Source organism: Mesorhizobium sp. M1423 (genome assembly GCF_040317575.1).
Classification (GTDB): Bacteria; Pseudomonadota; Alphaproteobacteria; order Rhizobiales; family Rhizobiaceae; genus Mesorhizobium.
The window spans coordinates 14,917-32,289 of the sequence record NZ_JAMYKU010000026.1; the positions used below are offsets into that span (position 1 = coordinate 14,917).

Below are 17,373 nucleotides of genomic sequence, written 5' to 3' on the forward strand. Positions count from 1 at the left end.
AAAAAGGCGGACTCTGGCACGGTTCTGGTCTATGCCGACGCTCGTTGCCGGTCCGCCGGCCTTTTGCAACTGGTCCATGAATGAAGCGCCAGCCCACGACGTCGAGCCTGTTACGCCGACTCAATCGTTCGGCCGTGGTGGATTTGATCCGCACCGAAGGAGTGGCATCACCTTCGAGCCTCGCCGAGCGACTGAACATCAGCATCCCGACGGTGATGCGGGTGATCGAGGATCTGATTGCCGAGGATCTGGTGGCGTATGACGGGTTTGACGAGGCCAATGTCCGGGGCCGTCCCCGGGCACGCATCAAGTTCCGCGGCGCGGCGCATGCGATCATCGGCATCGAGGCCGGCAAGGGCGAGTTCTATGGCGCCGTGGCCAATCTTCAGGGCGTCGTGCAGACCGAAATGCACGAGACCGCCGACGATGATGGCGAGCGCAATTTCGAGAAGCTGGTCGGCCTGATCCGCCAACTGATGGCGGCCCCCCGCCCGCGTGGCCAGACCATTCGCGGCATCGGCATTGGCCTGCCCTCGATCGTCAGGCAGCCGGAGGGCGAAGTGGTGCTGACGCTCGGGCTCGGCTGGCGCGACATGCCGTTGCGGGCGCGGCTCAGCGAACATTTTCAGATGCCCATCGTCGTCGAGAACGGGCGCAACCTCGCCGCCGTGGGCGAATGGGGATTCGGGGCCGGGCGTGGCGCCGACAGCGTCGTGAGCCTCTCGATCGGGCCCGGTGCCGGCGCGGGGGTCGTGATCGACGGCAAGCTCTATGGCGGGCACTCGCATGCGGCGGGCGAGCTCGGCTGGTATCTCGATGACCCCCTCCTCACCGGGAGGCCGTTCAAACATCTGGGCGACAAGCAATCGCTGCGCTTTTTCGGCATCCCCGAACAGGCGACGAAGATGCTCGAAGAGGCCAACACGCAGTATGCGGCGGGGAAGCTCACCCTGGCTGCCGTCACCGACCGGCAGGCGGACAAAATCGCGCCGGTTGTCACCGAGTTGCTCGACTATGCGACGATGGCGGTGGGCAGTGTTGCTGCCTTCATGAACCCGGAAATCATCGTACTGGCGGGTCGGGTCGTCGGCGGCGGTGATCTGGTGCTCGATGTGCTGCGGCACCGCCTCAAGGGCAATGTGTATGACCCGCCGCGCCTCGTGATCGGCGCGCTGGGCCACCGCGATATCGTCCTGGGCGCGGTGCGTCTGGTGCTCGATGCGACGACCCTCAACCCTGCCGACAGCCTCGTGATGGCCGACTAAAGATCAATCGATCGCAATTGACAGCGACTGTATGTCGGCATTAAGTTTCTAACTGAAAGAAAAACTGCGCCCTGCATCGTGTGGGAGCGTATCTTTCGTGGGAGGACTTCAATGACGAAGATTTTCAATCCGCTTGGGCGGATGATGCAGCGTCGTGACTTCTTGAAAGTTGCGGGTGCGAGCGTTGCGGTAGCGGGTCTGCCTGCGGCAGTTCGCGGTGCCGAGCCCGTCAAGGTGCTTGTGTGGTCGTGGGTGCCGAATCTCCAGCTTCAGGTAGACATGTTCAACGCCGCGCATCCGGGCATCCAGATCGAACTCGTGAATCCCGGCCAGGGCGACCCGGAGTATCAGGCGGTCCGTGCGGGCCTGCAGGCGGGCAGCGGCCTGCCCGACGTCGTCCAAATCGAATACCAGCACCTCGAGAGCTTCCGCCAGGTCGACGCCTTCGCCGACATCGGCCAGTACGCCAATGCCCATAAGGGCGAGTTCCCCGAAGCCACGTGGAAGCAGGTCGCCAAGGGCGATGTGGTCAACGCCATGCCGCAGGATACCGGTCCGATGGCGATGCTCTATCGCAAGGACATCTTCGACAAGCAGGGGATCACGCCGCCCACCACCTGGGCCGAGTTTGCCGATGCGGCCAAGAAGATCCATGCGGCCGATCCGAATGTGTTCATCACCGACGCGCTGTTCAGCTCAGGCGACTGGGTCACTGCTCTGCTGTGGCCGATGGGCTGGAAGCCGGTCAGCCGCGATGGCGACAAGCTCGTGATTAACATCAACGACAAGATTTCCAAGGACTTCGCCGCCTATTGGCAGGACCTTATTACCGCGGGTGTCATCGAGACCAAGCCGGGGTTCAACAATGAGTGGTACACCGGCCTCGACTCGGGCCGCTATGCCACCTGGCTCACTGCGGGCTGGGGTCCAGTGTTCCTGACCTCGTTCGCCAAGACCAGCGCGGGCCAGTGGCGTGCCGCCGATCTGCCGCAGTGGGACACGAGCAAGTTCGCGACCGGCAATTGGGGTGGCTCATCGCTGGCCGTGATGAAAGCGACCCAGCATCTGCCCGAGGCCGCCGAAGTCGCGATTTGGCTGACCACGAATCCCGAAGCCACAATGCTCTACACCACTAAGCAATTCTTCTTCCCCTGTACCTCCGCGCTGCTGTCGAGCCCGGAATGGGCGGGCAACAAGATGGATTTCTACGGCGGCCAGGCGGTGAACGAAGTGTTCGCCAAATCGGCGAATGCTGTGACGCCATTTGAGTGGAGCCCGTTCCAGAGCTTCTTGTACCAGTCGATGTCCGATGAATTCGGCGCCTCGATCGGCGGCAAGGGCCCGCTGTCGGATGCGTTCGACCGCATCCAGCACGCCGTGGTCACCTACGCGAAGGAACAAGGCTTCACCGTAGCCTGACTTCTCCCGGGCAACGGCCGGGCGCGCTTGATCGGCGCGCCCGATCTCTTCATCTTGCCGGACGGGGGACCATGGCATTGTCGAATTCGCCAGCCGCAGCGACGCGCCCAGCGCGATCGCGCGGTTTTACGTCACGAAAGCTCGCGCCCTATCTGCTCCTGGCGCCCTTCGTGCTGCTGTTTATCGCCTTCATCGTCGCGCCGCTGGTTTATGCGTTCTATATGAGCCTCTACCGCGACACGCTGGTGGGCGGACGGCAATTCGCGGGTGCAGCCAACTACATCAAGGTCATGGGAGACGCCAAATTCTGGGGCGGCGTGTGGAACCTCGTTTTGTTCGGCATCGTGCAGATGCCGATCATGCTGGGCCTGGCGCTGTTGTTCGCCATCGTGCTCGATCGTGGCCAGGTCTATGCCAAGGGCGTCTTCCGGCTCGGCTTCTTCCTCCCCTACGCCGTGCCGAGCGTGATCGCGACGATCATCTGGGGTTATCTCTACGGCCCCACCTTCGGCCCGTTCACGCAGATGGCCAAGGCGTTCAACCTGCCGCCGCCGGACTTCCTGTCGCCGGGCGTGATGATCTTCTCATTGGCCAATATCGTGACGTGGGAATATGTCGGCTACAATATGGTGATCTACTACGCCGCGCTGAAGGCGATCCCTTCGGACCTCGCCGAGGCCGCGCGGGTCGATGGCGCCTCGCCCTGGCAATTTGCGCGGATGATCCAGCTGCCGCTGCTGTGGCCGGCGATCCTGCTCACCATCATCTTTTCGATCAACGGCACACTGCAGCTGTTCAATGAGCCATATTTGATGCGCGCGCTCGCCAGAAACACCATCAATTCGAGCTACACGCCGAACCTCTATGCCTATTCGCTGGCGACTTCGAACCAGCAGTATGGCTATGCGGCCGCCGTCTCGTTCGTGCTTGGCATCGTGATCGCCGGGGCCTCCTACATCTTCACCCTGATCGCCAACCGCCGTCGGCCGGAGCAATGATGACTGCGACCACCGACATCGCCACTTTCGAAGCTGCCAAGCGCCGGCCCGGCGAACGGCGGCGCTCGCGGATCATGCTCACGCTGCTGCTGTCACTGTTCCTCCTCTACAGCTTCATGCCGCTGGTCTATCTGGTCCTATCGGCAACCAAGACGAATGGCGACCTGTTCACCACGTTCGGCTTCGGCTTCGGCACCGAGTTCAACCTCTGGCAGAATCTGAGCGATCTTCTGGTGCGCGACAACGGCGTCTTCATGCGCTGGATGTTCAACAGCCTGCTCTATTCGACCGTCGCCGGGCTCGGTGCCGCGATCTTGGCTACCGCGGCAGGCTATGCGTTAGCCAAATTCAAATTCGTCGGCCGCAATCTGCTGTTTGCGCTGGTCTTGGGCGCTGTGATGATCCCGCAGACGGCTCTCGTCGTGCCGACCTTCCTGCTGCTGGCGCTTTCGGGACTCAGCGACAATCCGCTGGGCGTGATCCTGCCCTCGATGATCTCGCCGATCGGCGTCTATCTGATGCGCGTCTATATCGAGCAGGGCGTCGACGACGAACTGCTCGACGCAGCGCGTATCGATGGCGCCGGCGAGTTCGTGATCTTCCGCGCCATCGTGCTGCGGCTGGTGGCGCCGGGCATGGTGACCGTGGCGCTGCTCTCGTTCGTCGGGACCTGGAACAATTACTTCCTGCCGCTGATCGTGCTGCGCACGCCCGAGTATCAGCCGATCACGGTGGGCCTTGCGACCTGGTATCAGCTCGCGCAGCAGGGCGGTGGCGGCGGACAGGTGCTGTTCTCGATCATCATCACCGGCGCGCTGGTCAGCATCATCCCGGTCATCGTGGTGTTCCTGCTGCTGCAGCGGTTCTGGCAGGGCGGCCTCACCGCCGGCGCCATCAAATAGACTATCGCCTGGAGTTTTCCGACTATGACGACTGCCTCGAAATCCGCGCCGCTCTCTGTCTGGCGGCCGATCGCGACCGACACTTTCCTCGTCGGTACCCCGCATTACCCGGAGCATGTCGATGAGAGCTATTGGCAGCGCGACGCCGACCGCATGGCAGCCGCGGGCTTCAACGCGGTGCGACTTGCGGAATTCGCCTGGCATATTATCGAGCCGCATGAAGGGACGTTCGACTTCGATTTGTTCGACCGCGCCATAGATGTGCTGAGCAAGGCTGGCATCAAGACCATCATGTGCACGCCGACGGCGACGCCGCCGCGCTGGCTGACGGCGCGTTATCCCGAAGTGTTGCGCGTCGATGCCAATGGCCGCGCCATGAGCCATGGCTCGCGCCAGCACGCCAATCTTGCGAGCGGAGTGTTCCGCGAGCATTCGAAGCGCATCACTAAAGCGATGGCCGAGCATTATCGCGGCAATTCGCACATCATCGGCTGGCAGACGGACAATGAGCTCAATACCTCTGGATCGCTGTCCTACGGTCCGGTGACTCTGGCCGAGTTCCAGGCCTTCCTCAAGGACAAGTACAAGACCATCGCCGCGCTCAACGATGCGTGGGGCGGGCATTTCTGGGCCACCGCCTACGACGATTTCGATCAAGTGGTGCTGCCGCTCGACTACGCCCCTGCGCCGGTCGGGCCGACCCATGTGGTCGACTATCACCGCTTCCTCGCCTTCGTCACGGCGCGGTTCCAGCACGATCAGGTGCTGATCCTGCGCGCCACCAATCCAGACTGGTTCGTCTTCCACAATCTGGGGCGGATCGACGACATCGACTTCCGCGGCGAGTTCTCGACCGATCTCGATTTTCTCGGCTTCGACATCTACCCGCATCTCGATGACGAGATGCAGCGGGTCGGCGGCGTCGGCGAGGCGCAGGCGCTGCGTCTCGATCTCTGCCGCGGCTTCACCGGCAATTTCATCGTGCCCGAACAGCAATCGGGCTTCGGTGCGCAGCCGAACTTCTCGACGCTGACGCCCGAACCCGGCGAGATGCGCCGCATGGCCTATACGTCAGTAGCGCGCGGCGCCGATGGCGTGATGTTCTTCCGTTGGCGGCCGGCGCATTTCGGCGCCGAGATCTATTGGATGGGCATCATCGATCACGACGACATCCCGCGGCGGCGCTATGACGAGGCCAAGCAGTTTGCGGGTGAGGTCACGGCGCTCAAGGACAAGATCCTCGGCACGCATGTGCGCATGGATTTGGGCATCGCCGGATCAGATTTCGACAATCAGGAGATGCACCGCTCCTACCCCATCGGCATGCCGAGCCCGCAGGACGATGCGACGCTGCTGCACCGCTATTGCTACCGCCACAACATCGCCTGCGGCTTCATCCATCCCGAGGATGATCTCAGCAAGCTCAAGGCGCTCTACGTGCCGCATTGGCTGAAATGGACCGATGCGTGGACGGCGCGGATCGAGGCCTTCGCTAAGGCGGGTGGAACGGTAATCCTGGGCGGCCGCACCGGATCACGCGACGTTAACAACCACGTCATCCGCGACACCTCGCCGGGCAAGACGCTCTCGGCGCTGGCCGGGATCACGGTCGAGGAGTTCGGGTTGCTGCCGCCGATCGGCGGCGACGGCCTGTTCGAGCATGGCGGCCGCTTCGGCGCCAACACGGTGCGCAAGAAGCTGCCGGCGACGTCGGCGAGCCGCCAATACGAGCTCAAGATCGGGAATGCGCAGGTGACGGCGGCGCATCTTTATGAGCTGCTTAACGTCGCGCCCGGCACGGAGGTTATCGGCAGCTGGGCCAGCCGCTTCGCCGAGGGCCAAGCCGCGATGACTTCGCGCAAAGTCGGCAAGGGCAATGTGATCTACCTCGGCACGTACCTCAGCGATGCTCTGGTCGAGGTACTGGCCGATCAGGTGCTGGCGCCCGCCGGTATCGTGCCGCTCATCGCCGACATGCCGGCCGGCGTCGAAGCGACCATCCGCGAGAGCAAGGACCGCCGCCTGCTGTTCATCCTCAACACGCTGGGCGAGCTGGCAAGCATCGGCAATGTCCCCGCGGGCAAGGATTTGCTCGGCGATGGCAAAGTACGCGGCGGTAAGCTGTCGCTCCCGGCCTATGGCTGCAGCATCATCGAACTCGACTAGGGATGTTGTCGGGAAACGCTCAATATCTTCTGTCCCGGTGATCTTAGATTGGGCAGCAATCTCCACTCTAAGGACCCGTGTCCGCTTTGGGCTAATCTAGGACTTTCGCACCGAAGTCTCACATGTCCGCTTGCGTGCTGGGGTACCCCAGCAGCGGACGGTCTACTGTCGGCCCCATCCCAACCGAGTCAGTACCTGGGCGTTCCTCCCGTGGCCAATCATGGCCGAAGGAGAAACGAAATGGGACAATCACACTATGACCCCACCGCTCCCGATCGCCGCGCGTGGAACGCGGGCAAGAAGGTCGGAACGAAACGCCGGCTGAAACCTCGACAGATATGGGCGATCCGATTTTTTCTCGATCGAGAGCGGCGATTGCGCGATCGAGCCCTCTTCGATCTAGCAATCGACAGCAAGTTGCGCGGCTGCGATCTCGTCAGGATCAAGATCGGCACCTTGGTTCTCGGGCCGGAAATTCGAACCCGCGCGATGGTCGAGCAACAGAAGACGGGCCGACCGGTGCAGTTCGAGTTGATGAGCGACGCACGCTCCAGTCTTCTCGCATGGCTGGAACGGCGCGGCGGCACGGTCGACGACTATGCGTTCCCGAGCAGGATCGACCCAAAGCATCAGATGAGCACGAGGCAGTATGCCCGCCTCGTGGACGAATGGGTTGTGGCGATCGGACTTCGACCCCAGGAATACGGCACGCATTCGCTGCGGCGTACCAAAGCGTCGATCATTTACAAGACGACAGGTAACCTCCGCGCTGTTCAGATTCTGCTGGGCCACACCAAGATCGAGAACACAGTCCGGTATCTCGGCGTCGACGTAGAAGATGCCCTCGAACTCGCCGAGGCCACGGAAGTCTAACCAGATGCGGCTCCATTTCCGAGTGAAGCCGTGGATGCTAAGCGCCCAATGGCAGTCATTCCGGCGGTCCCGTCCACTCGCCAAAATCGGACATAGCCATGCGCAGCGCACACACAGCTTCGCGCTTCAAAGTTGCCATTGCTGGCAACTGCCGCTCCCTACGTGTCGAGTCCTATCCGGCCAATTCTCCTCAAGGCAAAAAGCCCCCTTCATCTGAGATCATGAGAAATCAGCAGCGTCGATGGGCACCGAGAAGCCAACCTTAACGCGGTCCATGACTGCCCAAGGTGGTGGCGATCATCCACGCAAAGATCGCTTCGAATGTCCGGTCGAGTTCGGGAAGCTACGACCAGATCGGCGAGCACATCCTGGCTGGGCGGGCGGATCTCGGGATCTCGAGGTTGCCCCTGGATCCACGGCTGTTCGAATGGGCTGCTCGGGTCGGCACGAAACGTATGCATCTTTCACCCCGACCACCGCTTTTCCAAACAGACCTGCGTCGAGGCAGGCACGCGGTGCCATTGTGCCGTCAGCCTGACGGTCTCGACGCCTGGTCGACCAACCAGTCGACGAACCGGCCGATCGCCGGATTAGCCAAACCTTCCTCATGGCATATGCAGTAATAGCTTCGGGATGCCGCGACACTGAGCGTCAAGGGTTGAACCAGTCTGCCCTCATCCAGGTCCCTGAAGGAAATGATGTCGTTTGTAAGGGCAACACCATGACCGTCACGCGCAGCCTGAAGCACCATGGCAAAGTTGTCGAAATAGATATCGGACTCCACTGAACGTGGCACGCGCGCTTCGGTTAGCCAACGCCTCCACTGGTCGCCATCGTCTTCGTGGAGCAGGCGGTGTTTCAGGACGTCGCGCGGCTCGCGAATGGCGTTTGGGCCGCGAAGCAATTGTGCGCTGCACACTGGTGCCGCGTAGATGCTATGTAGTATTCGCCACCAGAATCCGGTCCATGGCGGTTTGCCATAGACGATGGCGACGTCGCTTTCCCGCCAGTCCACCTCTTCGAAGCCCACCGCCGTGCGCATCCGCATGCGGATGTCCGGGTTCGCGTCTAGAAACCGAAAAATCCGCGCCGCTAGCCAGGTCGTTCCGAAAACCGAAGGCACCGATACGGTCAGGGTCGCCTTCGCGGCGGCGCTATAGGCATCCGCCGATATTTCGCGGATAGATTCCGATATCTGCTGCATGGCAACGCCCACGCTCTTCTGTAGCGCGGTCCCGCGGTCCGTCAGTACAAGGCGGCGGCCGTGCTTCTCGAACAGGTCGAGACCGAGCGACAGTTGCAACGCACGCAATTGCTGACTGACCGCGCCCGATGTCACATGAAGTTCGGCGGCAGCGGCAGCGATGCTCCCCAATCGAGAAACGCTTTCGAAGGTGCGAAGCGAATGAAGCGATGGGAGAGCCATTTTGACACCATTGTTTAGAAAAACTGCTCGTGCTTTCGCATAAAGATTTAGCTTGTTTGCCAAATACCCGCAACATAACGTTCCCTGCACTGCCGGCCGGGCAAAGCCATCACAAAAACAAGGGGAACCTAGAAATGTTTAACGCGCCGATTTCTGCCTCAACCAAACTCGCACTCGGCGGGATGATCGTTACGATGCTGTCCGCCACAATTCCCGCTGCACAGGCCACCGACATAAGTCTGGTGCGCGACGGTGTGCTCAACGTCTGCACAGGGGGCGACTTTCCACCGATGCAATACTACGCCAACCCCGGAGACGAGAAGCTTGTCGGTTTCGAAGTCGATGTCGTCGATGCGATCGCAAAGCAATGGAACGCCACAACAAATTACGTCGTTGGTGACTTCAAGGGTTTGCTACCATCACTCGGCGCCGAGCGGTGCGATCTCGTCGCTTCTGGGATCATGGTCACGGCGGAGCGGCTCAAGGCCTACGATGCCGTTCCCTACTTCATTTCTAACGTCGTGATGGTGACGGCTGTCGCCGACGAAACAACCAAAACCCCGCAGGATCTGAGCGGCAAGGTACTGGCGATCGAGGCCGGCACCACCTACGAAAAGACAGCTGCCGATCTGAACGCCGAATTGGCGAAGGCCGGCCAGGCGCCAGCGCAGATACAGACCTACCCTTCCGCTTCCGGGGTCATCGAGCAGATTCTGGTCGGCCGGGCAACGGCGACGATCACCCAGGACACAACCGCAGCATTCCGAATCAAGCAGATGCCAGGCCGGTTGCAGGTGCCGTACAACTATGGCGACGGCGAAACCTATGGGATCTATCTGAGAAAAGGCGGTGACAACCGCGCGGCATTGGTGAAGGCCATCGAGACATTGCAGAGCAGCGGCGAGATGAAGACGCTGCTGCAGAAATGGAACCTTCCGGAGACCGCTACCGACGTCAAGCATACGACCAATTGAGGGAAGGACGGCCGTGTTCGACACCAAGCTCTTCCTGGCGGCACTGTTCGGCTGGCCCCTTGCCAAGGGTGCCTTGCTGACCTTGACCCTTTCGCTTCTCGTGATGACCGTCGCCCTGGCGATATCCCTGGCGACGGCGGCGCTGGCGACGTCCAAGCGGCACTGGATCCGCTTGGGGATAGCCATCTTCGTCTGGCTCTTTCGTGGTGCACCGGCGCTGCTCGTGCTGCTGTTCATCTGGAATGGGCTGCCGCAGATTTCGGCGGTCTTCCGGTCTAGCTGGTTCACTCCTTTCATCGCCGCCTTTTTGGCCCTGACGTTGATCCAGATCGCCTACCTGACCGAGATCCTACGCAGTTCCTATGCATCCATCGGCAAGGGGCAATCGGAAGGTGCGGCGGCCCTCGGCCTGCACCGGGGCCAGATATTGTTCCTCATCATCCTGCCCCAGGCGCTGCGCGTCGCGCTGCCGGCTCTTGTCAACGAGTTCATTTCTTTGCTCAAGGCAACGTCGCTGGCGACGGTCATCTCTTTGAAGGAGCTTATGACCGTCACTCAGTTCGCGATCGCCACCAGCTTTCGTTTCCTAGAATGGTATGGCGCTGCGCTGATCTACTACATGTCCATGGTCTCGGTTCTGACCGTCTTTCAGATGAAGATCGAGCAGATACTAGGGCGGGGACATCGTTGATGTCGCTCACCGCAACCGGCGAAGTGCACCGTGCTGCCGACTGGTTCTCACGCGAAACTCTGGGTCGGGGAATCACGCGGATATGGGAGCCGCACGTTCATCCCTATTTCAGAAGCAATGTCTTTCATGTTCGCGGGCGCGACGTCGATCTTGTCATCGACGGGGGCATGGGTCTCGTGCCTCTCAGACCCGTGCTGGACCTGCCGACTGGCAAGCCGGTCGTAGCCGTTGCAACGCACATCCATGTCGATCACGTCGGCGCATTGAGCGAGTTCGAGACGAGACTTGGCCATCGCGAGGAGTCTGCATTTTTCGAAAACATGGCGGATGAACACACATTGGCTCATCTCTTTCGCGCGCAACCCGACGCCGTCAGCAAGTCACCGCATGAGGCATGGTCGCTGCTGCGTTTCCAGATCAGACCAGCGCCATTGTCCCGAATTCTGGACGAAGGCTGCACCATAGAGACAGGAGACAGGTCGTTTCTGGTCCTTCACCTCCCGGGTCATTCGCCGGGGTCGCTCGGGCTTCTTGATGAACGCAACGGCGACTTTCTAGCCGGCGATGCGATTTATCGCGGACGATTGGTCGATGATCTTCCGGGTTCGGACGTGCACGTCTATCGAAAGACAATGCTGCGGCTTCTGGAGATAGAGTTCAACAGCGCATACTGCGGACACGGTGAGATAATCGACGAGAATGAACTGCGATCGATTGCAAGAACTTATCTGGCCAGCTGAACGTCACTTCGCCAGGAACGCTCCGATCCGCTCCGGCCCGCGCAGACTAACCGTGGCAGTGCAAGTCCGGATCTGGCGCATCCGCCAGGCCAGATGCTGCTCCAGTGCCCCCATCTGTCAAAGCTCTGCCTCGCTACCACACTTCACTGAGAACCCTTCCTCAGGGCCACAACCCGCCTCAACGTCGGCTCAGAGGTCGTCTGCCGAATGGCAGCTATCCGCCGACCTCGCCCCGATAGCGGACCGACGGGTTCCGGCCCCATTTCAGTCGTCGCAATCGCAGGCAGGGGCGTGAAATCGGCGTCGCATTGTGGGGCAGGGAAGGGCGCATTTCCTTCCCCCCATAACGCCCCCGGAGGATGCGGCTCGGTTTACGACAGCCCGGCCGCCGATCGGCGGCGATGGTCACTGCTTCGCTATGACACTTCGGAACGGCTCCTCGGATCAGCGAGCCTGATTTCGGCAGCTAGCTGGTACTAGGAAGACTGCATGGGCTCATCGAACGGCAGTGTCCGGTCAACCTCGGTAACCTGATTTATCAGCCACGAGACGAAATGCTGAGTTGTAGGGGACGGCGTTCTCGCCTCCGGCAGTACGGCATAGTAGCAATTTTCCGTTTCCATAGGCAGATCGAGAACGACCTGAAGTTCGTCGGATTTTAATTCCTGCTCGATTAGGTAACGTGGAAGCAGCGCATAACCCATGCCGGCAACTGCCGCTTCGATGATCATTGAGAATTGATCGAAGCGGTGCCCCCTGTAGGCGGTCTCGCCGGGCAGCCCGGCCCACTCCAGCCATTGCGACCAGAGCCTCGGGCGCGTTGCCAGATGCAGCAAGGGCTCGTTGAGAAGATCGGCCGGCGTCAGCTTGGGTCCCGATGCCAGCAGGGCACCGCCGGCCACCGGCAGGATCGACTCGCTGCAGATATAGGTGCATGTGGCGCGCGCCCAAACCGGCTGTCCGTAGTGGATGGCGAGTTCGAAATTCTCTTCGTCGAAATCAAACGGTGCCGAGCGCGCGCCGACATTGAGGATCACGCCCGGGTTCTGGCGCAGGAATTCAGGCAAGCGCGGACTGAGCCAGCGGCTGCCGAATGTCGGCAAGGTGGCGATGCTCAGGCTCGATCTGGCGTCGGCGGACGACATTGCGCGCAGCATCGTCTCCTCGGCTTGCTGCAGCAGCTTCCGCGCTTCCGGCAGGAAGCGCCGCCCATCCTCGGAAAGCACCACGCGCTGCCGGATGCGTTCGAACAGCAGCGCGCCGAGATAGACTTCCAGATCCTTGACCTGACGGCTGACGGCGCTCTGGGTCAGGTTGAGCTCCCGGCCGGCGCGCGTGAAGCTCGCGTGTCTTGCCGCGCATTCGAACGCCTGAATTGCAACCAAGTCTGGCATCAACTTTCTGCTCAATATCATGCGTATCTCGCATCAACCTAGTCGAAATCGTCGCAATCCACGCGAGATGAAATCCAATATCACTCTTTTCGAGAATGATCTCATATTTTCTCAAAAGCGAGACCGCGCCGTGCAAAACGCTGCTTTCGTTGCATCCGATGACATTCGTTCTGCTTTTTCTGCGGCGATGTCAGCCATGTACCGGGCCGAGGTTCCCGCCTACGGCACGCTGATGGAACTGGTCGCCGAGGTGAATGCCGAAGTGCTGGATGGCACGCCAATGCTGCGCCAGCGGCTCGAGGCGACGGATTCGCTCGACCGCATCTCGCAAGAGCGGCACGGCGCGATCCGCTTGGGAACGCCGGCCGAACTCTCGACGATGCGGCGCGTGTTCGCGGTGATGGGCATGCATCCGGTCGGTTACTATGACCTCAGCACGGCCGGGGTGCCTGTCCATGCGACGGCGTTTCGTCCGGTTGGTGCCGAAGCGCTCAGCCGCAATCCTTTTCGCGTCTTCACCTCGTTGCTCAGGGTCGACCTGATCGGCGACGAGGCTCTGCGGGTCGAGGCGGAGGCCATTCTTGCCGCTCGTCGGATTTTCACGGACCGCGCCGTCGAACTCACCGAAAGGGCCGAGACGCGGGGCGGGCTGGATCTAGCCGATGCGGATCGGTTTGTCGCCGAAATTCTCAAGACCTTCCGCTGGCACGATCAGGCCTGCGTCAGCATCGAGATGTACCACAGGCTGCACCAGCAGCATCGGCTGGTCGCCGACGTGGTCTCCTTCAAGGGACCGCATATCAACCACCTGACGCCGCGCACGCTCGACATCGACGCAGTGCAGACGGGCATGTCGTCGCGCGGCATCGAGCCCAAGGCGATCGTCGAGGGTCCACCCACTCGCCAGTGCCCGATCCTGCTCAGGCAGACATCGTTCAAGGCACTGGACGAACCGGTCTCATTCAAGTCGGGCAGCGGCGGCTGGACGGCTGGCTCGCACACGGCGCGTTTCGGCGAGATCGAGCAGCGCGGCGTGGCGCTGACTCCCGAGGGCAGGGCGCTCTACGACAACCTGCTGGACGCCACGCGCAAAATGATCAGGCCGGCTGCCGACGGGTCAAATGCCGCTGACTATGTCGAGGCGTTGTCGCGGACATTCCAGTCGTTTCCCGACACGTGGGACGGCATCCGCACTGCCGGCCTTGGCTATTTCACCTATTCGCTTACCGAGCGAGGGCGTCGGGTCGGCAGCGTCCATGCAGAAGGTGTCGATCAGCTGGTGGCGGATGGCTTTGTCCGTTTCGACCCGATCGTCTATGAGGATTTCCTGCCCGTCAGCGCGGCCGGCATTTTCCAGTCCAATCTGGGCGATGAAGCGGGTCAGGATTTCGTCGCCAGTCCCAACCAGAAGCGCTTCGAGGCTGCCCTCGGCGCCGGCGTCCTCGATGAATTCGAACACTATGCGACGATCGAGCAGGCTTCGATCGACGAGTGCCGACGCGCTCTGCGCGGCGTTCAGGCAGCGGAGTAAACATCGGCATGATCGACGAGCGGCACAAGACAGCTTTGGTCGAAATCCTCGGCGCGGACGGGCTTGTCCAGGATTCCGCGAGCCTGGCCGCCTATGAGAATGGCGCGCGCTATGACCGGGGCAGCGCCGCATTGGTGCTGCGCCCTCGCGGCACGGCGGAGGTATCCGCTTGCGTCGCCTATTGCGTTCGCGAGCATATCGCGCTCATCCCGCAGTCCGGCAACACCGGCCTGGTCTCGGGCTCGACGCCGGATAACAGTGGAGCGCAGGTCGTGCTCAGCCTCGACCGGATGACGCCGATTTTCGATCTCGATATCGACAACCGCTCGATCCACGTCGACGCTGGAACCAGACTGTCGGACATCAACGGGCGGCTCGAGTCCGGCAGCCTCTTCTTTCCGATCGACCTCGGCGCCGATCCGCGGGTGGGGGGCATGCTGGCAACCAACACCGGCGGCTCGCGGTTTCTGAAATATGGCGACGTCCGCCGCAATACACTGGGCGTGAAGATCGTCCTGGCGGACGAGGCCGGCACCGTTGTCGACCTGCTGTCGGGGCTGCGCAAGAACAATACTGGCGTCGACTGGAAGCAGCTTTTCATCGGAACAGCCGGCGCGTTCGGCATCGTCACCGAATGCGTGCTCAACCTGGAGCGTCTGCCGAGGCAAGTTTCGACAGCCTATCTGGTGCCGCGAACCGGAACTGCCGTCATGTCCCTGCTGCGGGCGATGGAAGAGCGCCTCGGATCGTATCTGTCGGCTTTCGAGGGCATGTCGGGGAATGCGATCGCCGCAACGCTTGCCCATGTTCCGTCGCTGCGCAATCCATTCCAGAATGGCGATGTTCCCAACTATGTCATTCTGGCCGAAGTTTCCCGCAGTTGGCTTCCGCGTGATGATGAGCAGCCGCTCGATGCCGTCCTGGAAACGGTGCTGGCCGAAGTCTGGGAAGCGGAGGGCGCGCCGCTCGCCAATGCCTTTGTCGGTCCCGCTCGTGAGATGTGGACACTGCGTCACGCCCTGTCGGAAGGCGTCAAGCGTGCCGGCCGGCTGGTCGCTTTCGATCTGTCGTTCCGCAGGACCGACGTACTGGCGTTCTGCGACTGGATGAAGCTCGAACTGCCCAGCCATTTTGCCGATGTCGTAATCTTCGACTTCGGCCATATCGGCGACGGCGGCGTGCATTTCAATCTGGTCGTCGACGAGGCGCGGGCTGGTCCAGTCGACATCGCCTTCGAACGGCGATTGCGCGATTGGGTCTATTCGATCGCGGTCGATCGTTTCGGCGGCAGCTTCAGCGCCGAGCACGGCGTCGGCCGCAAGAACCAAGCCTACTACGATCTCTATACGCAGAAAAAGCACAAGGACCTTGCCGCTGGCCTGAAGCAACTGACGTCGCCGGGGCGCCTTGGTTCGGTGTGTTTCGGATAAGTCAAAACAGGAGTTTGCCGGATGAACGTTGCAGTCAAATCGATCGATATAGCGAAGGAAACGACTGAGCTTCTGGCGAAACTGGGTGTTGCCAAGGACGCGCTTACGGGCGGCGACCTCATCGTGCGCAGCCCGGTGACGGGCGAGCAGATCGCAGCGCTGAAGACAATCTCGCCGGCCGATGCTGCCAGGACCATCGATGCCGCGCACACGGCATTCCAGGCCTGGCGGATGGTGCCGGGTCCCCGGCGCGGGGAACTGGTGCGGCTGCTCGGCGAGGAATTGCGCGCCCACAAGGCCGAGCTTGGCCGGCTGGTATCGATCGAGGTCGGCAAGATCCCGTCCGAAGGTCTCGGCGAAGTCCAGGAAATGATCGACATCTGCGATTTCGCCGTCGGCCTTTCGCGTCAGCTCTACGGCCTGACCATCGCCACCGAACGTCCGGGACATCGCATGATGGAGACGTGGCATCCGCTCGGCGTCGTCGGCGTCATCTCGGCCTTCAACTTCCCGGTCGCGGTGTGGTCGTGGAATGCAGCGCTGGCGCTGGTCTGCGGCGATGCCGTGGTGTGGAAGCCGTCGGAAAAGACGCCGCTGACGGCGCTCGCCTGCGAAGCGATCTTCAAGCGTGCGGCGAAGCGCTTCGGCGCTGACGCGCCGCAGGGACTGGCGCCGGTGCTGATCGGCGACCGCGCCGTCGGTGAGATCCTGGTCGACCATCCGAAGGTGGCACTGGTCTCGGCCACCGGCTCGACCCGCATGGGCCGGGATGTCGGCCCAAGGCTGGCCAAGCGCTTTGCCCGCGCCGTGCTGGAGCTCGGCGGCAACAATGCCGGCATCGTCTGCCCGACCGCCGATCTCGACATGGCGTTGCGCGCCATCGCCTTCGGCGCCATGGGCACCGCCGGCCAGCGCTGCACGACGCTGCGGCGCTTGTTTGTGCATGACAGCGTCTACGACGCGCTGCTGCCGCGACTGAAGAAGGCCTATGAGAGTGTTTCCGTCGGCAATCCGCTGGAGACATCCTCGCTGGTCGGGCCGCTGATCGACAAGGCGGCGTTCGATGCTATGCAGAAGGCGCTGAAGGAAGCCACCGCTCACGGCGGCAAGCTGACCGGCGGAGCGCGGGTCGAGAACGGCCATCTGGATGCCTACTACGTGCATCCGGCGCTGGTCGAAATGCCAAGCCAGGTTTCGCCGGTGACGGAAGAGACCTTCGCGCCGATCCTCTATGTGATGAAATATTCGGACTTCGACGCCGTGCTCGACGAGCACAATGCGGTTGGCGCCGGCCTGTCGTCGTCGATCTTCACCCGCGACCTGCAGGAATCCGAGCGCTTCCTCGGTGTCGACGGGTCTGACTGCGGCATTGCCAATGTCAACATCGGCACCTCGGGGGCCGAGATCGGCGGCGCCTTTGGCGGCGAAAAGGAAACCGGCGGCGGCCGCGAGAGCGGCTCCGATGCTTGGAAGGCCTATATGCGGCGCGCCACTAACACGGTGAACTATTCCAAGGCGCTGCCGCTCGCCCAGGGCGTCTCGTTCGACATCGAGTGAGAAACAC

General features: G+C 61.8%; 14 protein-coding genes. 12 read left to right on the forward strand and 2 right to left on the reverse strand.

Annotated features, from left to right (window positions below; all coding sequences use genetic code 11):
• Positions 1-80 precede the first annotated feature (80 nt).
• From NKG95_RS26545 to NKG95_RS26570, 6 genes are all read left to right on the forward strand, one after another.
• Positions 81-1,265: an ROK family transcriptional regulator gene (locus NKG95_RS26545; RefSeq protein WP_353042954.1), complete on the forward strand. Its 1,185-nt coding sequence runs from the start codon at positions 81-83 to the stop codon at positions 1,263-1,265.
• A gap of 111 nt (positions 1,266-1,376) precedes the next feature.
• Complete coding sequence (locus NKG95_RS26550) at positions 1,377-2,684, forward strand: ABC transporter substrate-binding protein (RefSeq protein ID WP_353042955.1); 1,308 nt, start codon at positions 1,377-1,379, stop codon at positions 2,682-2,684.
• A gap of 71 nt (positions 2,685-2,755) precedes the next feature.
• Complete coding sequence (locus NKG95_RS26555; RefSeq protein ID WP_353042956.1) at positions 2,756-3,682, forward strand: carbohydrate ABC transporter permease; 927 nt, start codon at positions 2,756-2,758, stop codon at positions 3,680-3,682.
• Positions 3,682-4,584: a carbohydrate ABC transporter permease gene (locus NKG95_RS26560; RefSeq protein ID WP_353042957.1), complete on the forward strand. Its 903-nt coding sequence runs from the start codon at positions 3,682-3,684 to the stop codon at positions 4,582-4,584. Before NKG95_RS26555 ends, NKG95_RS26560 begins: the two co-directional genes overlap by 1 nt.
• Before the next feature lie 24 nt (positions 4,585-4,608).
• Positions 4,609-6,750: a beta-galactosidase gene (locus tag NKG95_RS26565; protein ID WP_353042958.1), complete on the forward strand. Its 2,142-nt coding sequence runs from the start codon at positions 4,609-4,611 to the stop codon at positions 6,748-6,750.
• 240 nt (positions 6,751-6,990) lie between these two features.
• On the forward strand, positions 6,991-7,623 hold the full coding sequence (locus NKG95_RS26570; RefSeq protein WP_353043004.1) for a tyrosine-type recombinase/integrase: 633 nt from the start codon (positions 6,991-6,993) through the stop codon (positions 7,621-7,623).
• A gap of 529 nt (positions 7,624-8,152) precedes the next feature.
• On the opposite strand, the gene NKG95_RS26575 is transcribed toward NKG95_RS26570, so the two are convergent.
• On the reverse strand, positions 8,153-9,049 hold the full coding sequence (locus NKG95_RS26575; protein ID WP_353042959.1) for a LysR substrate-binding domain-containing protein: 897 nt from the start codon (positions 9,047-9,049) through the stop codon (positions 8,153-8,155).
• Between the two features lie 134 nt (positions 9,050-9,183).
• On the opposite strand from NKG95_RS26575, the gene NKG95_RS26580 reads away from it, so the two are divergent.
• From NKG95_RS26580 to NKG95_RS26590, 3 genes are read left to right on the forward strand one after another with little or no spacing between them, the layout of a single operon-like run.
• Complete coding sequence (locus NKG95_RS26580) at positions 9,184-10,023, forward strand: transporter substrate-binding domain-containing protein (protein WP_353042960.1); 840 nt, start codon at positions 9,184-9,186, stop codon at positions 10,021-10,023.
• A 13-nt stretch (positions 10,024-10,036) separates the two neighbouring features.
• The gene (locus tag NKG95_RS26585) at positions 10,037-10,714 is read left to right on the forward strand and encodes an amino acid ABC transporter permease (protein ID WP_353042961.1); all 678 of its coding nucleotides are present in this window, start codon (positions 10,037-10,039) and stop codon (positions 10,712-10,714) included.
• On the forward strand, positions 10,714-11,454 hold the full coding sequence (locus NKG95_RS26590; RefSeq protein ID WP_353042962.1) for an MBL fold metallo-hydrolase: 741 nt from the start codon (positions 10,714-10,716) through the stop codon (positions 11,452-11,454). Before NKG95_RS26585 ends, NKG95_RS26590 begins: the two co-directional genes overlap by 1 nt.
• 476 nt (positions 11,455-11,930) lie before the next feature.
• Here the strand turns inward: NKG95_RS26590 and NKG95_RS26595 are convergent, their stop codons facing one another.
• Positions 11,931-12,869 (reverse strand): LysR family transcriptional regulator, encoded by a 939-nt coding sequence (locus NKG95_RS26595; RefSeq protein WP_353042963.1) that lies wholly within the window; start codon positions 12,867-12,869, stop codon positions 11,931-11,933.
• 109 nt (positions 12,870-12,978) lie between these two features.
• Between NKG95_RS26595 and hglS the strand changes: the two genes are divergently transcribed.
• The 3 genes from hglS to amaB are packed head-to-tail and all read left to right on the forward strand — an operon-like array spanning position 12,979 to position 17,366.
• Positions 12,979-14,379, forward strand: a complete 1,401-nt coding sequence (gene hglS, locus NKG95_RS26600; RefSeq protein WP_353042964.1) for a 2-oxoadipate dioxygenase/decarboxylase HglS — start codon at positions 12,979-12,981, stop codon at positions 14,377-14,379.
• 8 nt (positions 14,380-14,387) lie between these two features.
• Positions 14,388-15,809 carry an FAD-binding oxidoreductase gene (locus tag NKG95_RS26605; RefSeq protein WP_353042965.1) on the forward strand — a complete coding sequence of 474 codons (1,422 nt, stop codon included), beginning with the start codon at positions 14,388-14,390 and terminating at the stop codon, positions 15,807-15,809.
• A gap of 21 nt (positions 15,810-15,830) precedes the next feature.
• Positions 15,831-17,366 carry an L-piperidine-6-carboxylate dehydrogenase gene (gene amaB, locus NKG95_RS26610; RefSeq protein ID WP_353042966.1) on the forward strand — a complete coding sequence of 512 codons (1,536 nt, stop codon included), beginning with the start codon at positions 15,831-15,833 and terminating at the stop codon, positions 17,364-17,366.
• The last annotated feature ends 7 nt before the right edge of the window (positions 17,367-17,373 follow it).

Coding starts and splice junctions, on each gene's coding strand:
- NKG95_RS26545 (WP_353042954.1), top strand. CDS start 81: ATGAAGCGCCAGCCCACGACGTCGAGCCTGTTACGCCGACTCAATCGT.
- NKG95_RS26550 (WP_353042955.1), top strand. CDS start 1,377: ATGACGAAGATTTTCAATCCGCTTGGGCGGATGATGCAGCGTCGTGAC.
- NKG95_RS26555 (WP_353042956.1), top strand. CDS start 2,756: ATGGCATTGTCGAATTCGCCAGCCGCAGCGACGCGCCCAGCGCGATCG.
- NKG95_RS26560 (WP_353042957.1), top strand. CDS start 3,682: ATGACTGCGACCACCGACATCGCCACTTTCGAAGCTGCCAAGCGCCGG.
- NKG95_RS26565 (WP_353042958.1), top strand. CDS start 4,609: ATGACGACTGCCTCGAAATCCGCGCCGCTCTCTGTCTGGCGGCCGATC.
- NKG95_RS26570 (WP_353043004.1), top strand. CDS start 6,991: ATGGGACAATCACACTATGACCCCACCGCTCCCGATCGCCGCGCGTGG.
- NKG95_RS26575 (WP_353042959.1), bottom strand. CDS start 9,049: ATGGCTCTCCCATCGCTTCATTCGCTTCGCACCTTCGAAAGCGTTTCT.
- NKG95_RS26580 (WP_353042960.1), top strand. CDS start 9,184: ATGTTTAACGCGCCGATTTCTGCCTCAACCAAACTCGCACTCGGCGGG.
- NKG95_RS26590 (WP_353042962.1), top strand. CDS start 10,714: ATGTCGCTCACCGCAACCGGCGAAGTGCACCGTGCTGCCGACTGGTTC.
- NKG95_RS26595 (WP_353042963.1), bottom strand. CDS start 12,869: ATGATATTGAGCAGAAAGTTGATGCCAGACTTGGTTGCAATTCAGGCG.
- NKG95_RS26605 (WP_353042965.1), top strand. CDS start 14,388: ATGATCGACGAGCGGCACAAGACAGCTTTGGTCGAAATCCTCGGCGCG.
- amaB (WP_353042966.1), top strand. CDS start 15,831: ATGAACGTTGCAGTCAAATCGATCGATATAGCGAAGGAAACGACTGAG.